Origin of the sequence: Curtobacterium sp. UNCCL17 (genome assembly GCF_000686685.1) — a bacterium.
Taxonomy (GTDB): Bacteria; Actinomycetota; Actinomycetes; order Actinomycetales; family Microbacteriaceae; genus Curtobacterium; species Curtobacterium flaccumfaciens.
The window spans coordinates 548,822-566,074 of sequence record NZ_KK366000.1 but is presented as its reverse complement, the minus strand read 5'-3'; the positions used below and the strand labels follow the sequence as shown (position 1 = coordinate 566,074).

Genomic DNA, 17,253 nt, shown 5'->3' with positions numbered 1-17,253 from the left:
GCTTCCGCACCCCGTGCGAGGGCCGGAGCGTCCCACGGAGTGTGGAACCTCGCACCGGGCGGTCGTGGCGCCGCGCGCAGCGTCAGACCGTGCGGAGCAGGTCCTCGACGTCGGCGAGGACGGCCTCCGGCTCGACCTGGTCCACATAGGACGGGTCGTGCTCACACCGCTCGGCGGTCCAGCCGACCTGGGTGACGTCGACGCCGCAGACCGGGCACTGCGTCACGAAGGACAGGTGCACCCGGTGCCGACCGCGGTCGAACGGCCCGGCGTTGATCACGTTGCCGAACCAGAACACGCCGACGGTCGGGGTGCCCACGGCGACGGCGAGGTGCCGTGGGCCGGAGTCGTCGCCGACCATGACGTCGGCGGCGGCGAGGACGTCGGGCAGTTCACGCAGCGGCAGTGACCCGGTGAGGTCGTGCACGCGTCCCCGCAGCTCGGGCGGCAGCGACGCGACGATGGCGGACGACGCCGGGACGTCCGAGTCGTCACCGACGAGCACCACGTCGTCACCGGCGGCGAGCCGGGCACGGGCGACCTCGGCGAAGCGCGAGGGGCTCCAGCGGCGACGCGGGTCGGTGGCACCGGGGTGGATCGCCACGAGTCGTCCCCGGACCCCGAGGCGCTGCCGGACCCCGGCCCGCGCGGCCTCGGGGACGCGCAGTCGGGGGTCGAGGGTGACCGGTTCGGCGCCGGCGAGCGAGGCCACCTCGAGCGCCCGGACGACCTCGTGCTGGTAGTAGACGTAGCGGGCCCAGCGCTCCAGGACCTCGGCGTCCTCGGTGGCGGTGCCCACGGTGTGACGGGCGCCGAGCCGGAGCAGGAACGGGTTCGAGTTCCGGCCGCCGCCGTGCACCTGCACCGCGAGGTCGAAGCGCCCGTGCAGCCGCTCGAAGAAGTCCTGCTCGGTCGGTGCGCCCTCGCCGGAGTCCCGGACGCCGGGGACGACGGGGAGCTCCTCGAAGGCGTGGACGGCGTCGGTGCGACCCTCGAGCACCGGCCGCGCCGACGGTGCCCCGAGCAGCGAGATCCGGGCTCCGGGGTACGCGGCGGCCAGGGCCTCGACCGCCGGGAGGGCGAACATCAGGTCGCCCAGTCCCCCACCGCGGAGCACCGCGATCTCGCTGACACCGTCGAACCGTTCTCCGCCCACACCGATCTGTTGCACAGCTCCACGTCTACCGGTCGGACCCGTCCGGACGCCCAGCAGCGCCCCCGGATGGACGAGAAGCGCGATGCCGTGACCGCACACAGCGGAGCACGAGCACCGTGTGAGGCCCCGCCCGCCTCCGGAAGGACCCCATGACGATCGCACCCCCCGCCGCCGACGACCTCGTGGTGACCGACCCCGTGAACGGATCGATCGCGTCCACCGTGCGACGCTCGACCGAGGACGACGTCCGCAACGCCGTCGCCCGTGCCCGTGCCGCTGCCGGCGCCTGGGCCCGCACCGCGCCGGCCGAGCGCGGTGCACTGCTGCACGCCGCGGCCGAGCACCTCCGTGCGCACGCGCAGGAGCTGGCGGACCTGAACACCCGCGAGACCGGCAAGGTGCCCGGCGACGCACTCGGTGGGGTCGAGGCCGGCATCGGCACGCTCGTGCAGTACGCCGAGCTCGGGCCGGTGCACCGGGGTGAGGCCCTGCGCGGGCAGTTCGGTGCCGCCGACTGGTCGGTGCCGCACCCGCGCGGCGTGGTGCTCGCCCTGACGCCGTGGAACGACCCGGTCGCCGTGGCCTGCGGGATCCTCGGAGCAGCGATCGTCACGGGCAACACGGTGGTGCACAAGGGCAGCGAACGGTGCCCCGCGACCTTCGCCCGACTCAACGCGCTGCTCGCCGAGGTCCTGCCGGACGGTGTGCTCATCGGCGTCGACGGCGACGCGACCACCGGCGAGCAGCTCCTGGCGCAGGAGGGCATCGACGTCTACGCGCACGTCGGGTCGACCGCGACCGGTGACCGCCTGAGCGAGGTGGCCGCGACCACCCGCGCCCACGTCATCCGCGAGAACGGCGGCAACGACCCCGTCGTCGTCGACGCCGACGTCGACCCGGAGTGGGCCGCCGCACAGGTCGCCCTCGGCGCCTTCGCGAACACCGGCCAGATCTGCACCAGCGTCGAGCGGGTGTACGTGCACCAGGACGTCGCCGAGCCCTTCGTCGCCGCGCTGGTCGCCGAGGCGGAGCGCCGCACGGCCGCACCCGCAGCCGAGTTCGGGCCGCTCGTGGACGACCGGCTGCGCGGGCTCGTGCAGCACCACGTCGACGACGCGATCGCCCGCGGCGCGGTCGCCCGGACCGGCGGCGTCACGCCCGGCGGGCTCGGGTCGTTCTACCCGGCGACCGTCCTGACCGACTGCGCGGACGACATGCTCGTGCTGACCGAGGAGACCTTCGGCCCGATCGCCCCGGTGCGCGTCGTGTCGGACTTCGCGGAGGGTCTCCGGCTGGCCGCGGCCGACCGCTACGGCCTCGCAGCCACCGTGCTGACGAACGACACCGCACACGCGCTCCGTGCAGCGGCCGAGCTGCCCGTCGGCACCGTCAAGGTGAACGCCGTGTTCGGTGGCGCTCCGGGCGGCAGCGCCCAGCCCCGCGGTGCCTCGGGCGCCGGGTTCGGGTACGGCCCGCACCTGCTCGACGAGATGACGACCGCGACCGTGGTGCACCTCGAGGCCGCGCCGCCGCGCCGTACCGTCGAGCCGTCGACGGAAGCAGCCGGCACCACCGCAGCCACCGGCAGCACCGGCGCCGCAGCAGGCGCCACCGGCCCCGCAGCCGCTGCCGGCGCCACCGCCGGCAGCGCCGACACCGTGGGAGGCACCCGATGACCGCCGACGTCCGGCTGGTCCGTGACCTCGTCGCGACGATCGACGACCGCGAGCCCCTCGTCGTCGTCATCGGCGACTGCATCCTCGACCGCTGGACCGTCGGCGAGGCCGAGCGGGTCTCCCGTGAGGCCCCGGCCCCCGTCGTCCGCGTCACCGAGACCATCGCGGTGCCGGGCGGCGCGGCGAACACGGCCGTGAACGCCCGTGCCCTGGGCGCCCGGGTCCGCATGGTGGGGCTCATCGGTGACGACGAGGCCGGTGACGTCCTGCGCCAGCGGCTCGAGGCAGCCGGCGTCGACACGTCGTTCCTGGTCGAGATCCCCGGCGCCCGCACCACGACGAAGTCGCGCGTGGTCGGCGGTGACCGCGTCGTGGTCCGGGTCGACGAGCTGGCCGCGACCCCGACCGCCGAGCACGGCGAACGCCTCGCCCGCTCGGTGGCCCGCGCCATCCGGTGCGCCGACGCCGCCGTCGTGTGCGACTACGGCCTGGGCGTCCGCCCCGAGGACGTCGTGCCGATGCTCGACCGTGACCGCCCCGGCGCCGTCGTGGTCGACGCGCACGACCTGACCCGCTGGGCCGCGCTGCACCCCGACCTCGTCACGCCGAACGCCGGTGAGACCGCCGCACTGCTCGGCACGGAGCTCGGCACCGGTGCCGACCGCGTCGGCACCGTTGTCGCAGCCCGTGCCGACGTGCTCGCCCGCAGCGGCGCCCGTGCCGCGGTGGTCACGCTCGACCGCGACGGCACCGTGCTGCTCGAGGCCGGCTCCGACCAGGGGTTCCGCACGCGTGCGACGCCAGCCTCGGAGCAGCAGGCCTCCGGCGCCGGTGACACCTTCTGCGCCGCCGCGACCGTCGCCCTCGCCGTGCAGGCACCCCTGCGCGACGCCGTCGCGGTCGCCCAGGCCGCTGCCGACGTCGTCGTCCGCGAGGCCGGCACGTCCGTCTGCACCGCCGCCGCCCTGCTCGACTCGGTGACCGCGCCGGCGGCGACCGTCGTCGACCACGACGAGCTCGCCACCGCGGTCGAGGCCGCACGGCAGGCCGGCCGACGCGTGGTCTTCACGAACGGCTGCTTCGACGTGGTGCACCGCGGGCACACCACCTACCTGCGCCAGGCCCGTGACCTGGGCGACCTGCTCATCGTCGCCCTGAACGACGACGACTCGGTGCGCCGGCTGAAGGGTCCGGAGCGGCCGATCAACCCGGCCGAGGACCGCGCCGGCGTGCTCGCCGCGCTGGCCTGCGTCGACCTGGTCACGGTGTTCGCGACGGACACCCCCATCCCGCTCATCGAGCGGCTGCGCCCCGAGGTCTACGTCAAGGGCGGGGACTACTCCCCCGAGATGCTGACCGAGACCGAGGTCGTGCGCGGCTACGGCGGCGAGGTCGTCATGGTCGACTACGTGCCCGAGCACTCCACCAGCGCCGTCGTGCGCCGGATCCGCGAAGCCGCTGCGCGGCCCGAACCGGACCCGGCACCGTGACCGCCCGCTGGTCCGGGTCCTGGGCGAAGGCCCCCGATCCAGCGGACACGAGCACGGTCGACGTCGATGTGCTCATCCCGACCGTCGGCAGGCCGGCCGAGCTCGCCACGACGCTCGCCGGCCTCGCCGCCCAGACCGACGTCGACCTGCGCGTCGTCCTCAGCGACCAGTCCGCGGACGGAGACGCCGCCAGCGCGCCGGCGGTCGCCGCCATGCTCCGCGTCCTGGAGGCGCAGGGCCGGCCCGTCACGCTCCTCACCCACCCGGAACGGCGTGGCCTGGCAGAGCACCGGCAGTTCCTGCTCGACCACGCCGAGGCCGCCGCGGTGCTGTTCCTCGACGACGACGTCTGGCTCGAACCGGGGTCGATCGCGCGGATGCTCGACGCGCTCCGCACCCTGGGCTGCGGGTTCGTCGGCAGCGCCGTGCAGGGCCTGTCGTACCTGCAGGACCGACGCCCCCACGAGACCTCGGTGTTCGAGCGGTGGGACGGCCCGGTCGTGCCCGAGGTGGTGCGCCGCGGGACCCCCGGCTTCGACCGTTGGTCGCTGCACAACGCCGCGAACCCGACGCACGTCGCCGCCGACCTCGACCTGCACCCCGGAGAGTGGGTGCCCTACCGCGTCGCGTGGGTCGGTGCCTGCGCGCTGTACGACCGTCGTGCGCTCGAGGAGGCCGGGGGCTTCCGGTTCTGGGACACCCTGCCGCCCGAGCACGCCGGCGAGGACGTCGTCGCGCAGTGGCGGGTGATGGAACGGTTCGGCGGTGCGGGCATCATGCCCTCGGGTGCCGTGCACCTGGAGGCCCCGACCACCGTCGTCGACCGCCGGGTGGACGCGCCCGACGTGGTCTTCGCGGACGGGAACGTCATACCGCGGTAGGGGGTGGTCGAGACCACCGCGGGATGGCCGGCGCGCGCCGGTTCCGTAGCGTCGTCCTCGTCGACGAGTTCCGTCGGCGGGAGGGAGCACCCCGTGTTCGACCAGATCACCCCGCTCGTCGTCGAGCTGGCCGCGAGTCCGCTCGTCTACGTCATCCTCTTCGCCCTGTGCCTGGTGGACGGCTTCTTCCCGCCGGTGCCGAGCGAGTCCGCCCTGGTCGCGATCGCCGCCGTCGCCGCGACGTCCGGGCAGCCCGTGCTCGCCGTGGTGCTCGCCGCCGCCGCCCTCGGAGCGATCGCCGGCGACTCGATCGCGTACTGGATCGGGCGCCGGATCGGGTTCGCCCGGCTGGCCCGGTCGAAGCGACCACGGATCGCAGCGGCCTTCGCGTTCGCTGAGCGGCAGATGCAGCGCCGCTCCGCCAGCCTCATCCTGACCGGGCGCTTCATCCCGGTCGGCCGGGTCGCGGTCAACATGACCGCCGGCGCGACCGGCCTGCCCTACCGCCGGTTCCTCGCGATCAGCGCGATCGCGGGTGTGGCGTGGTCGGCGGTGTCGATCGGCATCGCCCTTGCCGCGTCGAGCGTGCTGCACGAACCGATCGTCGCGGCCCTGGTGTCGATGGTGGTCGCCGCCGGGCTCGGGATCGCGGTCGACCGGGTGCTCGGTAGCATCAGCCGCAGGCGCGAAGCCCGCGAGGCCAGCGCTGCCGCCGCCGCTGCCACACCCGCCCCCGCCACCGCCCCCGAGGCCTGCCTCGTCCGAACCGGAGAGACCGCCCGCCCGTGACCGTCGTCCCGAAGCCCCGACCCACCTGGGTCCGGCCTGCCGTGCAGATCGGCTTCGTCGTCGTCGTGGTGTCCCTGTTCGCCGTCGCCGCACCCGTGACCGCGGTGTTCTACGGCGTCCCCGTGCCGCTCGCGCTGCTCGCGACCGCCGTGCTGTCGGCGAGCATCGGGCTCGCACCGCTCGTCCCCCGCACGGCGTCGGTCGCACACCTCGTCGCGCTCGCCGGCCTCGGGGTCCTGACGGCACCCGGCACCGTCGGACCCTGGCCGGTCTCGGTCACGAGCATCATCGGCCTGAGCGTGCTGCTCGTCGTGCTGGGTGTCCGCACCACCTGGCTGCTCACCGCGGTGGTCTGGGTCGCGGCGACGCTGCTCACCCTGCTGCTCATCGGCGTGACGCCCGACCGGTGGGGGCAGGTCGACGTCTGGGCGACGAGCTTCGTGGTGAGTGCCGGCGACACCCTCGTCGTGGCGGCCGCTGCTGTGGTCATCGGGCAGCGCCGGACCGTGCGCGAGGAGCTCGCCGCCGCCCGCCGCGACACCGAGCTCGAGCAGGCCCGACGCCGGACGGTCGAGGAGCGCTCCCGGATCGCCCGTGAACTCCACGACGTCGTCGCCCACAGCATGTCCGTCGTGCACATGCAGGCCGAGTCCGCCCCGTACCGCGTCGCGGACCTGCCGCCGGAGGCCCGGACCGAGTTCGCCGCGATCGCCGAGACCTCGCGCACGGCCCTGCGGGAGATGCGGCAGCTGCTCGGCACCCTGCGTGGCGACGCCGACGCCGAGCGCGCACCGCAGCCGCGGCTCGCCGACCTGCACGCGCTCGTGCAGGCCACCCGCGCGGCCGGCATCCCCGTCGAGCTCCGACTCGACGAGGGGCTCGACCCCGACCTCGACGACGTCGACCGGCTCGCGCAGCTCACCGTGTACCGGGTCGTGCAGGAGGCGCTCGGCAACGTGGCCCGGCACGCGCCCGGTGCGACCACCGTGGTGACGGTCGGGAGGCACGGGCCGGCCCTCACGGTCGAGGTCGCCAACACCGCGCCACCGGTCGGCAGCGTGCCCGGTGCGCCGCCGGACGACGGCGGCTTCGGTCTGGCGGGCATGCGGGAGCGCGTCGCCGCGCTCCGCGGCACCATCGACCACGGACCGGACCCGGACGGCGGCTTCCGCGTCGCCGTCAGTCTGCCCACCCGGCCCACCACGTCCACGTCGCAGCCGACGGCCGACGGGGCGAGCCGATGACGCGGGTGATGGTGGTCGACGACCAGCAGATGTTCCGTGTCGGACTGCGGGCGATCCTCCAGGCCCAGGACGACGTCGAGGTCGTCGGCGAGGCAGCGAACGGGGCCGAGGCGGTCGTGATGGCGATCCGGCTCCGGCCGGACGTAATCCTGATGGACGTCCGGATGCCGGAGCTCGACGGGATCGAGGCGACCCGGCGGATCACCGCGGCGCCCGCGGAGTCGCCCGCCCGCGTGGTGATGCTCACGACGTTCGACATCGACGACTACGTGTTCGACGCGCTCCGTGCCGGGGCGAGCGGGTTCCTGCTGAAGGACGCGAGCGCCGAGGAGCTCGTGCAGGCCGTGCGGACCGTCGCAGCCGGCGACTCCCTGCTCGCACCGAGGGTGACCCGGCACCTCGTCGAGGCCTTCGTCGCCGGTCCGCAGCCGACGGCCCCTCGGACCGAGGTGCTCGACGTGCTGACCGACCGGGAGCGCGACGTGTTCCTGCTGATGGCGCGGGGGCGGTCGAACGGGGAGATCGCGGCGGAGCTGTTCATCGCGGAGCAGACCGTGAAGACCCACGTCGGCCGGGTCCTGGCGAAGCTGCAGCTGCGGGACCGGGTGCACGCCGTCGTGCTGGCCTACGAGAGCGGGCTGGTCACGCCGTCCGCGTGAGGTGCGGGCCCGAGACGTGACCGCAGACGGACAGGAGGCCCGGTGCCAGCTGGCACCGGGCCTCCTGTCAGAGGTGTGGTCGCGACTCAGGCGGCGAGGTGCGCCTGCAGGAACCAGCGGTCCTTCGTCAGCGCGCGCTCGATCTCGATCGCGACGTCCTGGCTGTTGAGGTCGACCTCGTCGAGGCCGTCGACCGCACGGCGGACCTGCAGCAGTGCGGCGTCGATCTGGGCGATCACCTCGGTGATGGTGACGTCCGAGTTCTGGAAGCCCTGCGACAGCGGCGGCAGGGTGGTGTTCGCGGCGACGGTCGCGATGCGCGAGTCGACCGGCAGGCCGAGGGCGACGATGCGCTCCGCAGCCTTGTCCGCGTAGTCCTGCGCGTGCTCGACGATCTCGTCGAGGAGCTCGTGCACGCCGACGAAGTTGCGGCCACGGACGTGCCAGTGGGCCTGCTTGCCGTTGACGACGAGCGCCTCGAGGTCGATGACGACGGGGGCGAGGAACTGCGCGACCCCGGCTGCGAGCTCCGGCGTGGTCGAGAACGGGGACGTGGTGCTGGTGGTGGTGCTGCTCTGCGTGGTCATGTCGTTTCCTCCTCCGTCGTGGCTGCACCCGCGCGCCTGGCCCTGTCCGGACCGGCGCGGTGCTGCCGATGGTCACAACCATGCCCGCCTCTCTTGCATGCCGCAAGGAAGAGCAGGCTGCCCTTACCCGCCGTACTCGACCTGGACCTGCTGGCCGGCGTCGGTGAGCTCGAGCTGCACCATGGACCGTGCGCGCTCGATCCACGGGCTGTCCGCGCACCCGATCCAGACCGAGGTGCGGGGCTCGCAGTCCGTCACGCACCACTCGGCGGCCCAGCCGGTCAGGGCGTGTGCGAGGGCTTCGCCGTGGTCCGCGAAGACCAGCGGGGCGACGGCCGAGCTGCGGGCGCTCCGGACCAGCCAGGTGACGGTGACGCGCGGCGGGGCCGGCAGGATGCGGATCTGCTCGTCGAGGGCGACCTCGACGAAGACCTGCCCGTACGCGTTCTCGGGGAGTTCCTCGAGCTGGCGGTGGATCTCGACGAGGTCCTCGGCACCGCCCGCGATGAGGATGCGTTCGCTGGGCTGTCGCCGGGTCCGTGCCATGTGGCAACGGTAAGGGAAGCCTTACCTCATCACAAGGGGGAACGACCGGTTCCGGCGATGTCCACAGCGGGCACACCGAGTTCGTGCGACAGGAACCGCCACATCCAGGACAGGGCGACCGTGTTCGTCAGCCCCGGGACGCCCTGGGCGATCTGCGTCGCGACGCCGTCGCTGTACGCGGCGAGCTGCAGCGCGACGGTGTCGGCGTCGACGTCGACGAACACCCCGGCCTCCACCCCGCGCCGGATGACCCGCACCAGGCACGCCTCCCAGACGCGGATGCGTTCGGCGTACTCGGCCGCGACCTCGGGCCGCCGGACCACCGCTGTCCAGTAGTCGGACCAGATCCGCCAGTGCTGCCGGACCTGCTCGGTGTCGCCGAACAGCGGGGCGACGAGCATCCGCAGCCCCACCAGCACGTCGGGTTCGGCGTCGACCGCTGCGACGATGGCGCCGTAGAAGCGCTCCGTCTCGAGCACCACGACCTCGTTGAGGATCTCCGCGACACTGCCGAAGTGGTACGTCACGGTGCCGACGGAGACGCCGGCCTCGGCCGCGATGTCGCGCAGCCCGGTGGCGCCGACGCCGTTCCGGACGATCACCGCGCGGGCGGCCTCGACGATCATCGCGCGTCGGACCTCCGGCCGCTGCCGGACCCGTGCCGCCGCGGTCACGCCGACGTCCGTGGGACGTCGTCGACGAAGGTCCGCTCGGTGACGAGCACCTCGGGTTCGTCCGGTCCGCCGTCGCAGGCCCAGGCGCGCACGGTGTTGACGACGTGGAAGGTGTCGGCGTCGGCGGTGACCTCGGAGGTCGTCTCGAGGCGCGCGGCCCACTCCGGCTTCGCCAGCCCGATGGCCCAACGGGAACTCGCCCGTGCGCTGGTCGGGTCGTCGGAGCGGATCCGGTACGTCTCGCGGGCGTCTTCGGTGAACACGAGGCCGTCCGGGTAGACGCGCCCGCCGCCGTACCCGGGGTCGACGTCGAGCGTCCACTCCCCCGTCTCGACGTCGTGCGTCACCGTGCGCTGCGGCAGCGGGTCGGCCGGCGCGACGCGCTCGATCACGAGGGGCTCGGACCGCTCGGGCTCGGCGAAGACGACCCCGTCGTCGGTCGACCGGGTCCAGGTGGGCAGGGTGACGCTCGAGGCGGTCGGGTCGATCGTCACCGTGGCCTCGACGCCGTGCGGCCACACCCACGGCCAGTACGACGAGGAGACCGCGATGCGCAGCCGGTGTCCGGCGGCGAACCGGTGTCCGGTCGAGACCAGGCGGACGGGCAGTTCGGCGGGCGCCCCGGGCACGAGCACGTCGTCGCGGTCCATGCCGTCGCGCTTCGCGGCGTTCAGCACCCCGCGTGTGACGAGCGTCGACGAGCCGTCCGGTGCGACGTCGCAGAGCCGGACGGTCAGGGTGGCCCGGGGCTGGTCGCTCGTGACGGACAACCGCACGAGCACGTTGCCGAGCAGGTCGAACGCCTTGCCGACGGGCAGGTCGAAGGTGACCGACCGGCCGTCCTCGGCGCGCTGGTCCGGCGGCAGGTCGGTGGCGTTGCCGAAGGGGAAGAACCGACCGGCGTCCACCCCGGTGTGCTGCGGCGACCGCACCACGACCGGTCCGAGGTCACCGCCCCGCAGGGCGGCGAGGGGCAGGACGCGCTCGTGGGTCGCGGCGGAGGGCCACGCCTCGGCACCGATCCAGCGACCGCGGCGACCGGCGTAGTACGGCGCCGGGGCTTCCCCCTCGTTGATCCAGGCCCGCAGTGCCGGGTCGTCCTCGACGCCGGTGTCCACCCCGAGCAGCCAGCGGTCCCACCACCGCAGGGTCTCCTGCAGGAACCCGATCGACGGCCCCGGCGCGAGCCCACGGTCCGGGTACTGGTGCGACCACGGGCCGACGATGCCCTTCACGGGGGCGCTGACGTGGTCGACGAGCCGGAGCACGGCGTCCCGGTACGGGTCCGCCCAGCCACCGACCGCGAGCACCGCTGCGCGGATGCCGTCGTAGTCCTCGGCCGCGCTGCCGTGCCGCCAGTAGTCGTCACGTTCCTGGTGCGCCAGCCACACGGGCGTCATCGGGCGGTTCGCCTCGAGGCGTTCCCGCCAGCGGTCGATCCACCCGGCGCCGACGACCTCGGGCCGGGGCGGCCGGGAGTTGAAGGCGAACATGGTCGCGCCCCAAGCCGCCATGTCGATGCCGAGCACGGCACCGCCGACGTAGTGCACGTCGTTGTCGTACCGGTCGTCCGTCGAGCAGACCGTCACGATGGCCTTGAGCGCGGCGGGTGCCCGAGCCGCGAGCTGCAGCGCGTTGAAGCCGCCCCACGAGATGCCGAACATGCCGACGGCGCCCGTCGACCACGGCTGCTCGGCGAGCCAGGCGATCACGGCCTCGCCGTCGAGCAGCTCCTGCTCGCTGTACTCGTCGTCGAAGAACCCGTCGGACGAACCGGTGCCGCGGATGTCGACCCGCACCGAGGCGTACCCGTGCTGGGCGTACCAGGGGTGCCGCTCCGAGTCGCGTGGTGCGGTCCAGTCGTCGAGCCGGTACGGCAGGTACTCGAGCAGCACCGGCGTCGGGCCGCCGGGGTCACCCGGCTGCGTCGGCGACTGCGACGGTGCCCAGATCCGGGCGTGCAGCCGCACACCGTCGGGCATCGGGATCCACTCGTCGCGGACCGTCACGCCCGCGGGCAGCGAGCCGGGGTCGCCGATGGCGGTGAAGGTGGCGGCGGCGGTGCCGTGGTCGGTGCCGTCGTCGGTCGTCATGCGTCCTCCCAGTTGCGGGTGCGGTGTCCGTCGCCGTGGTCGGTCCAGCCGTCGGCGTGCCGCCAGCGCGGCACCCCGTCACCGACGTCGGGCAGGGTCGTGCTGCCGGGTTCGAGCGTCGCCGCGAGCAGCGTCGACGTGTACGGGTGGTTCGGGCCGGTGAACACCCGCTCGGTCGGCCCGATCTCGACGATCCGGCCACCGGTCATCACCGCGACCCGGTCCGCCACGCCCCGCACCACGGCGAGGTCGTGGCTGATGAACAGGCAGGCGAGGCCCTGCTCGCGCTGCAGGTCGGCCAGCAGCGCGAGGATCCCCGCCTGCACCTGCACGTCCAGCGCCGTGGTGATCTCGTCGGCGATCACGAGCGACGGCTCCGCCGCGAGTGCGCGCGCGATCCCGACGCGCTGGCGCTGCCCACCGGACAGCTGCGCGGGCAGGCGGTCGGCGAACTCCGGCCCGAGCCCGACCTGGCTGAGCAGGGCGCCCGCGCGCTCGCGCGAGGACGAGCCGCTGAACAGCCGGAGCGGCCGCGCGACGGCGGCACCCACGGTGCGCCGCGGGTTGAGCGACGTGTCCGCGTTCTGGAACACGAGCTGCACGGCGCGACGCAGGTCGGGCGCGCGGCCGGCGATCGGCTCGCGCAGGTCGCCGCGGGTCGTGCCGTCGTCGTACGTGAACGTCCCCGACTCGGCCGGCACCAGTCCGGCCAGCGCCGTCGCGAGCGTCGACTTGCCGCTGCCGGACTCGCCGACGACGGCGAGCGTCTCGTGCGCGGCGATCGTGAACGAGACGCCGTCGACGGCGGCCGGCAGTCCGCGGCCGTAGCGGATCACCAGGTCGTCAGCGGTCACCACGGGGCGGGCGGTGCGCTCGGGAGGCGCGGTGCGGGTGGCCGTGGAGCCGACCGTCCCGGGGACGGTCGCGTCGTCGGGCACGTGCCCCACGCCTCCAGGCCGTCGCCCGTCCGGCACCGCGGCCAGCAGGGCGCGCGTGTAGTCGTGCTGCGGAGCGGCGAAGAGCGCCGCCGTGGCGGCGTGCTCGACGACCTCGCCGTCGCGCATCACGGCGATCTCGTCCGCCATGGCGGACACCACCCCGAGGTCGTGGCTGACGAGCAGGACGGCCATGCCGAGCTGCCGACCGAGGTCGGCGACCAGGTCGAGGACCGCGGCCTGGGTGACGACGTCGAGGGCGGTGGTCGGCTCGTCGAGGACGAGCACGCGCGGCCGGGCGGCGACGGCCATCGCGATGGCGATGCGCTGCTGCTGGCCGCCGGACAACTGGTGCGGGTACCGACGGACGATCGCGTCGGGGTCCGGCAGCCGGACCAGCCGCACCAGCTCGGCGACGCGTTCGGGGCCGTCGGGCTCGCCGTGGGCGCGGAGGGCCTCGCGGATCTGCTCGCCGACGCGCATCGACGGGGTGAGTGCCTGCCCGGCGTTCTGGGCGACGACCGAGGCGGTGCCGCCGCGGAGCGCCCGGCGGCCGGCCGGCGACAGGGCGAAGACGTCGGCGCCGTCGACGCGGACCGTCCCGCCGTCGATCGCCGACCCGGCCCGTAGGTGTGCGAGGAGCGTCCTCGCGACGGTGGACTTGCCGCTGCCGGACTCGCCGACCAGGCCCAGGGTGCGACCGGCCTCGATCGCGAACGAGACGCCCCGGACGACGGGCACGCGTCGCTTGCCGGCGGCGTACGAGATGGACAGGTCGTCGACGCGGACGATCGCGTCGGGCACGGTCGTCGTCGCGGCGGACGTCGTGCCGGTGTCGGTGCGGGTCATGCGCTGACTCCCTGCTTGGCACGGTCGACACCGAGCGACTTGCTCAGGCCGTCGGCCGCGAGGTTCAGTCCGATCACCAGCGTGGCGAGTGCCACGATCGGGGCGAGGGTGCCGAGCGGCACCACGGTGAGCGCGGTGCGGTTCTCCTGCACCATCAGGCCCCAGTCCGGGGTCGGCGGGTTCGCGCCGAAGCCCAGGAAGGACAACGACGCGACGAGCAGCACGATCCACGAGGCCCGCATCGCGTACTCGACGAGCACGACGTCGAGCACGTTCGGCAGGATCTCGCGGAACACGATCGACAGCGGCCGCTCGCCCCGGGCGCGGGCCGCGGTGACGTAGTCCTGCGTGATCACGGTGCGGGCGGCGCCGCGGACGACCCGGGTCACCGCGGGGGCGTAGACGACCGTGACGGCGAGGACGATGACCCAGAGGCCGGCGTCGAAGACCGTCACGACGACCAGGAGCGCGAGGATCGACGGCACGCTGAGCAGGGCGTCGACGACGCGCATGACGACCTCGTCGAACCAGTTGTCGGCGTAGGCCGTGACGCAGCCGAGCACGGTGCCGACCGCGACGGCGATCGTGGTGGCGAGGAAGGTCACGGACAGCGCGTACCGGCCGCCGTTCAGGGTGCGGGAGAGGACGTCACGCCCGTACTGGTCGGTGCCGAGCCAGTGCGTCCACGTCGGACCGGCGAGCACGTCGCCGGCGTTCGTGGCGACCGGGTCGTGCCCGGCGATGACCGGCGCGAGCAGCGCGAGGACGACGTGCAGGGCGATGAGGCCGAGGCCGATGCTCAGCGCCGTCGACCCGCGCAGGGGTGCGAGCGCGACGGCGAGCACGTCGCGCCCGACGCGGCGGCGGGGTGCGGTGGCGGTCATGCGGCGGCCTTCCTGGTGCTGCGGGCGCTGCGGGTGTGCGTGCGCGGTCGTCGCTGGCGGGTCCGCAGCTTCGGGTCGAGTGCGAGCGCGACGAGGTCGGCGGCCAGGTTGCACACGACGTAGATCAGGGCGCTCAGCAGGGCGATCGCCTCGATGGTGGGCAGGTCGCGGTTGAACACCGACTCGAGCATGAGCTTGCCCATCCCCGGGTAGTTGAAGACGTTCTCGACCACCACGACACCGCCGAGCAGCCACGCGACGTTGAGCGCGACGACGTTCAGCGTCGGGAGCAGGGCGCTCGGGACCGCGTGGTTCCAGACCACGCGGCGCATCGTCAGGCCCTTGAGCTCGGCCGTCGTGACGAACTCCGACGCCATCACGTCGATGGTCGACGAGCGGGCCGTCCGCACGATGTAGGCGGCCATCGCGAGGGTCAGCACGATGATCGGCAGCCAGATGGTGGGCAGCAGCTCGGCGACGGTGGCGTCGCTCCCCCGCAGCACGACGGCGGGGAACACCGGTAAGCCGATCGCGAACAGCAGCACCAGGACGGTGGCGACCATGAACTCCGGCACGCTCATCACGACCAGGCTGACGACCGAGATCACCTTGTCGCTCGGACGGCCGCGGCGGACACCGGCGACGACCCCGAGCGTCAGGGACACCGTGACGCCGACGAGCATCGCGGGCACGGCGATGAGCATGCTGTTCCGGAAGGCCGTGAACAGCGTCGGGGCGACCGGTTCGCCGCTGACGAGCGAGGTGCCGAAGTCGCCGTGCACCGCGCCGCCGAGCCACTGCAGGTAGCGGAGCCAGACGTTCTGGTCGAGGCCGAGGGTCTCCCGCAGTTGCTTCACGGCGTCGGGAGTGGCGTTCTGCCCGAGCAGCTGCTGGGCGACGTCACCGGGGAGCGCCTGCACCGCGAGGAACACGAAGAGCGAGGCGAGCACCACGGTCAGCACGGCGATGCCGACGCGGCGGAGGACGGGGACGAGGACGTCCGACGGCGTGTTCGTGGTCGTCATCGGCGCAGTCCGATCCGCAGGTAGTCGAACTCGAAGCCGTACTCCGAGTAGTTCACGACGTCGCGGGACAACCCCACGAGCCGGTCGCCGAACATCGGTGTCATGTCGGCACCGTCCTCGACGACGAGCCGCTGGGCGTCCTGGTACAGGGTGAGCCGCTTGGCGTCGTCCATCTCGGCGCGGGCGTCGTCGAGCAGCCCGTCGAAGGTCTCGTTCGACCAGGCGCTCTCGTTGTACGACGACCCCGAGCGGAAGATCTGGTTGAGCAGCTGGTCGATCGGCCGCCCCGTGAACCAGTAGCTCACCATGAGCGGCTTCTGCATCCAGATCTGCGTGTAGTACGAGTCCGAGCTGGCGTTGCGGACGGTCAGACGGATGCCCGCATCGGCGACGGCGTCGCGGTAGGCGACGGCCATCGGGGTGAACACCGACTCGTAGCTCGACGTGTAGATCGCGGCGCGGAAGTCCGCACGCCCGGCCTGCTTGAGCAGCGCCCGGGCCTTGTCCGGGTCGTACTCGCGGTGGTCGTCGACGAACGCGGCGAGCTGCGGCGGCACGGGGTTGTCCCAGCCTGCCGAACCGGTGCCCTGCAGGGCGGTGTCGACGATCTTCCGGGGGTCGTAGGCGAGCTTCATCGCCTGGCGCACCCGCGGGTCGCTGAACTCGTCGCTCGTGGCGAGCATCGGGATCGTGTACCACTGGGCGTTCTTCGACCGGGCGACGGTGGCCCGGTCGGACGCCGACACCACGCGGGCGGTCGCGAAGTCCAGGTTCGTCTGCGAGATGAGGTCGATCTGCCCGGCGAGCAGGGCGTTCACCCGCGCGGTGGTGTCCTGGATCGAGTAGAAGTCGATGCCGTCGAGCGCCGGGCGGCCGGCGAAGTGGTCCGGGAACGCCTCGACGCTGCCCGCACCGGCGGGGGTGAACGACGACAGCCGGAACGGCCCCGTCCCGATCCCGGTGCGGCCGATGTCGGCGATGGCGTCGGCCGGCACGATGTAGCACTGGTAGGCGGTGAGCAGCGACGGGAACTCGGCGTTGGGCTTCGTCAGCGAGAAACGCAGCGTGTACGGGTCGACGGCGCGCATCGAGTCGGCGTCCATGACCTCGCCGAGCACCCCGGCCTGCGGGCTGCCGGTCTTCTCGTCGAGGATGTGCCGGATGCTCGCGATGGCGTCGTCGGCGGTGAACCGGGACCCGTCGTGGAAGACCACGCCCCGGCGGAGCGCGAAGGTCCACTCGGTGCCGTCGGCGTTCGCGGACCACTCCTCGGCCAGGTCCGGCACCGGGGTGCCCTGCTGGTCGAGCTTGACGAGCCGGTTGTACAGCGCGCCGAGGTACTCGTAGGCGGACAGCGAGCTCGCGGAGTCGAGGGTCTCGGCGGCGGAGGCGGCGGGCCGTGCGATGCGCAGGCGTCCGCCCCGACGGGCGACGCCGGTGGCCGCCGCCTCGGGGATCGTGGGGGTGCCGGCGGACGCGCCGGAGCTGCATCCGGCGAGGGTGAGCAGGCCGAGGCCGGCCAGACCGGCGGCGCCGGTGATGAGCGCCCGACGGCTCGGACCGTGGGCGCCTCGGGGTTCGGGGACGATGGGCTGCATTCGGGGTGACCCCTCCTGTAATCGTTCCGGTGAACGATAGAGGTCCCGGGCCGATCCCCCAAGCCCGCTCCCGCCGCGCGGATCACCACCGCGTCCGACCCGATCGGCGAGCCCGCGCCGATCCGCCGCCGCGCACGACCGTTCCGTCCACCGGTGGAACGTTTACC

Annotated in this window: 15 protein-coding genes; 6 read left to right on the top strand and 9 right to left on the bottom strand. The window is 73.6% G+C overall.

Annotated features, from left to right (window positions below):
- Positions 1–82: 82 nt before the first annotated feature.
- Complete coding sequence (locus BR70_RS0107620) at positions 83–1,171, bottom strand: glycosyltransferase family 9 protein (protein ID WP_027465580.1); 1,089 nt, start codon at positions 1,169–1,171, stop codon at positions 83–85.
- Positions 1,172–1,305: 134 nt separating this feature from the next.
- Between BR70_RS0107620 and BR70_RS0107615 the strand changes: the two genes are divergently transcribed.
- The 6 genes from BR70_RS0107615 (at position 1,306) to BR70_RS0107590 (ending at position 7,895) form a co-directional block, all read left to right on the top strand.
- Entirely contained in the window at positions 1,306–2,832 is a 1,527-nt protein-coding gene (locus BR70_RS0107615; protein WP_027465579.1) for an aldehyde dehydrogenase family protein, read from the top strand.
- On the top strand, positions 2,829–4,322 hold the full coding sequence (gene rfaE2, locus BR70_RS0107610) for a D-glycero-beta-D-manno-heptose 1-phosphate adenylyltransferase (protein WP_027465578.1): 1,494 nt from the start codon (positions 2,829–2,831) through the stop codon (positions 4,320–4,322). Before BR70_RS0107615 ends, rfaE2 begins: the two co-directional genes overlap by 4 nt.
- On the top strand, positions 4,319–5,203 hold the full coding sequence (locus BR70_RS0107605) for a glycosyltransferase family 2 protein (RefSeq protein WP_027465577.1): 885 nt from the start codon (positions 4,319–4,321) through the stop codon (positions 5,201–5,203). The genes rfaE2 and BR70_RS0107605 overlap by 4 nt, the downstream gene beginning before the upstream one ends.
- Positions 5,204–5,296: 93 nt before the next feature.
- Positions 5,297–5,992: a DedA family protein gene (locus BR70_RS0107600; protein WP_027465576.1), complete on the top strand. Its 696-nt coding sequence runs from the start codon at positions 5,297–5,299 to the stop codon at positions 5,990–5,992.
- Positions 5,989–7,236, top strand: a complete 1,248-nt coding sequence (locus BR70_RS20045) for a sensor histidine kinase (protein ID WP_051596723.1) — start codon at positions 5,989–5,991, stop codon at positions 7,234–7,236. The genes BR70_RS0107600 and BR70_RS20045 overlap by 4 nt, the downstream gene beginning before the upstream one ends.
- On the top strand, positions 7,233–7,895 hold the full coding sequence (locus BR70_RS0107590; RefSeq protein WP_027465575.1) for a response regulator: 663 nt from the start codon (positions 7,233–7,235) through the stop codon (positions 7,893–7,895). The genes BR70_RS20045 and BR70_RS0107590 overlap by 4 nt, the downstream gene beginning before the upstream one ends.
- An 86-nt stretch (positions 7,896–7,981) precedes the next feature.
- On the opposite strand, the gene BR70_RS0107585 is transcribed toward BR70_RS0107590, so the two are convergent.
- The 8 genes from BR70_RS0107585 to BR70_RS0107550 form a co-directional block, all read right to left on the bottom strand.
- Positions 7,982–8,482 carry a Dps family protein gene (locus BR70_RS0107585; protein ID WP_027465574.1) on the bottom strand — a complete coding sequence of 167 codons (501 nt, stop codon included), beginning with the start codon at positions 8,480–8,482 and terminating at the stop codon, positions 7,982–7,984.
- Positions 8,483–8,605: 123 nt separating this feature from the next.
- Positions 8,606–9,028 carry an SIP domain-containing protein gene (locus BR70_RS22230; RefSeq protein ID WP_051596722.1) on the bottom strand — a complete coding sequence of 141 codons (423 nt, stop codon included), beginning with the start codon at positions 9,026–9,028 and terminating at the stop codon, positions 8,606–8,608.
- Between the two features lie 29 nt (positions 9,029–9,057).
- A complete protein-coding gene (locus BR70_RS20035) occupies positions 9,058–9,702 on the bottom strand; it encodes a TetR/AcrR family transcriptional regulator (RefSeq protein WP_035808288.1) in 645 nt (214 codons plus the stop codon).
- Positions 9,699–11,795, bottom strand: a complete 2,097-nt coding sequence (locus BR70_RS0107570) for a CocE/NonD family hydrolase (protein ID WP_027465573.1) — start codon at positions 11,793–11,795, stop codon at positions 9,699–9,701. The genes BR70_RS20035 and BR70_RS0107570 overlap by 4 nt, the downstream gene beginning before the upstream one ends.
- The gene (locus BR70_RS0107565; RefSeq protein ID WP_027465572.1) at positions 11,792–13,579 is read right to left on the bottom strand and encodes a dipeptide ABC transporter ATP-binding protein; all 1,788 of its coding nucleotides are present in this window, start codon (positions 13,577–13,579) and stop codon (positions 11,792–11,794) included. Before BR70_RS0107565 ends, BR70_RS0107570 begins: the two co-directional genes overlap by 4 nt.
- Positions 13,576–14,463: an ABC transporter permease gene (locus BR70_RS0107560; protein ID WP_027465571.1), complete on the bottom strand. Its 888-nt coding sequence runs from the start codon at positions 14,461–14,463 to the stop codon at positions 13,576–13,578. The genes BR70_RS0107565 and BR70_RS0107560 overlap by 4 nt, the downstream gene beginning before the upstream one ends.
- The gene (locus BR70_RS0107555) at positions 14,460–15,488 is read right to left on the bottom strand and encodes an ABC transporter permease (RefSeq protein ID WP_027465570.1); all 1,029 of its coding nucleotides are present in this window, start codon (positions 15,486–15,488) and stop codon (positions 14,460–14,462) included. The genes BR70_RS0107560 and BR70_RS0107555 overlap by 4 nt, the downstream gene beginning before the upstream one ends.
- Positions 15,485–17,086 (bottom strand): ABC transporter substrate-binding protein, encoded by a 1,602-nt coding sequence (locus BR70_RS0107550; protein ID WP_027465569.1) that lies wholly within the window; start codon positions 17,084–17,086, stop codon positions 15,485–15,487. Before BR70_RS0107550 ends, BR70_RS0107555 begins: the two co-directional genes overlap by 4 nt.
- Positions 17,087–17,253: the final 167 nt, after the last annotated feature.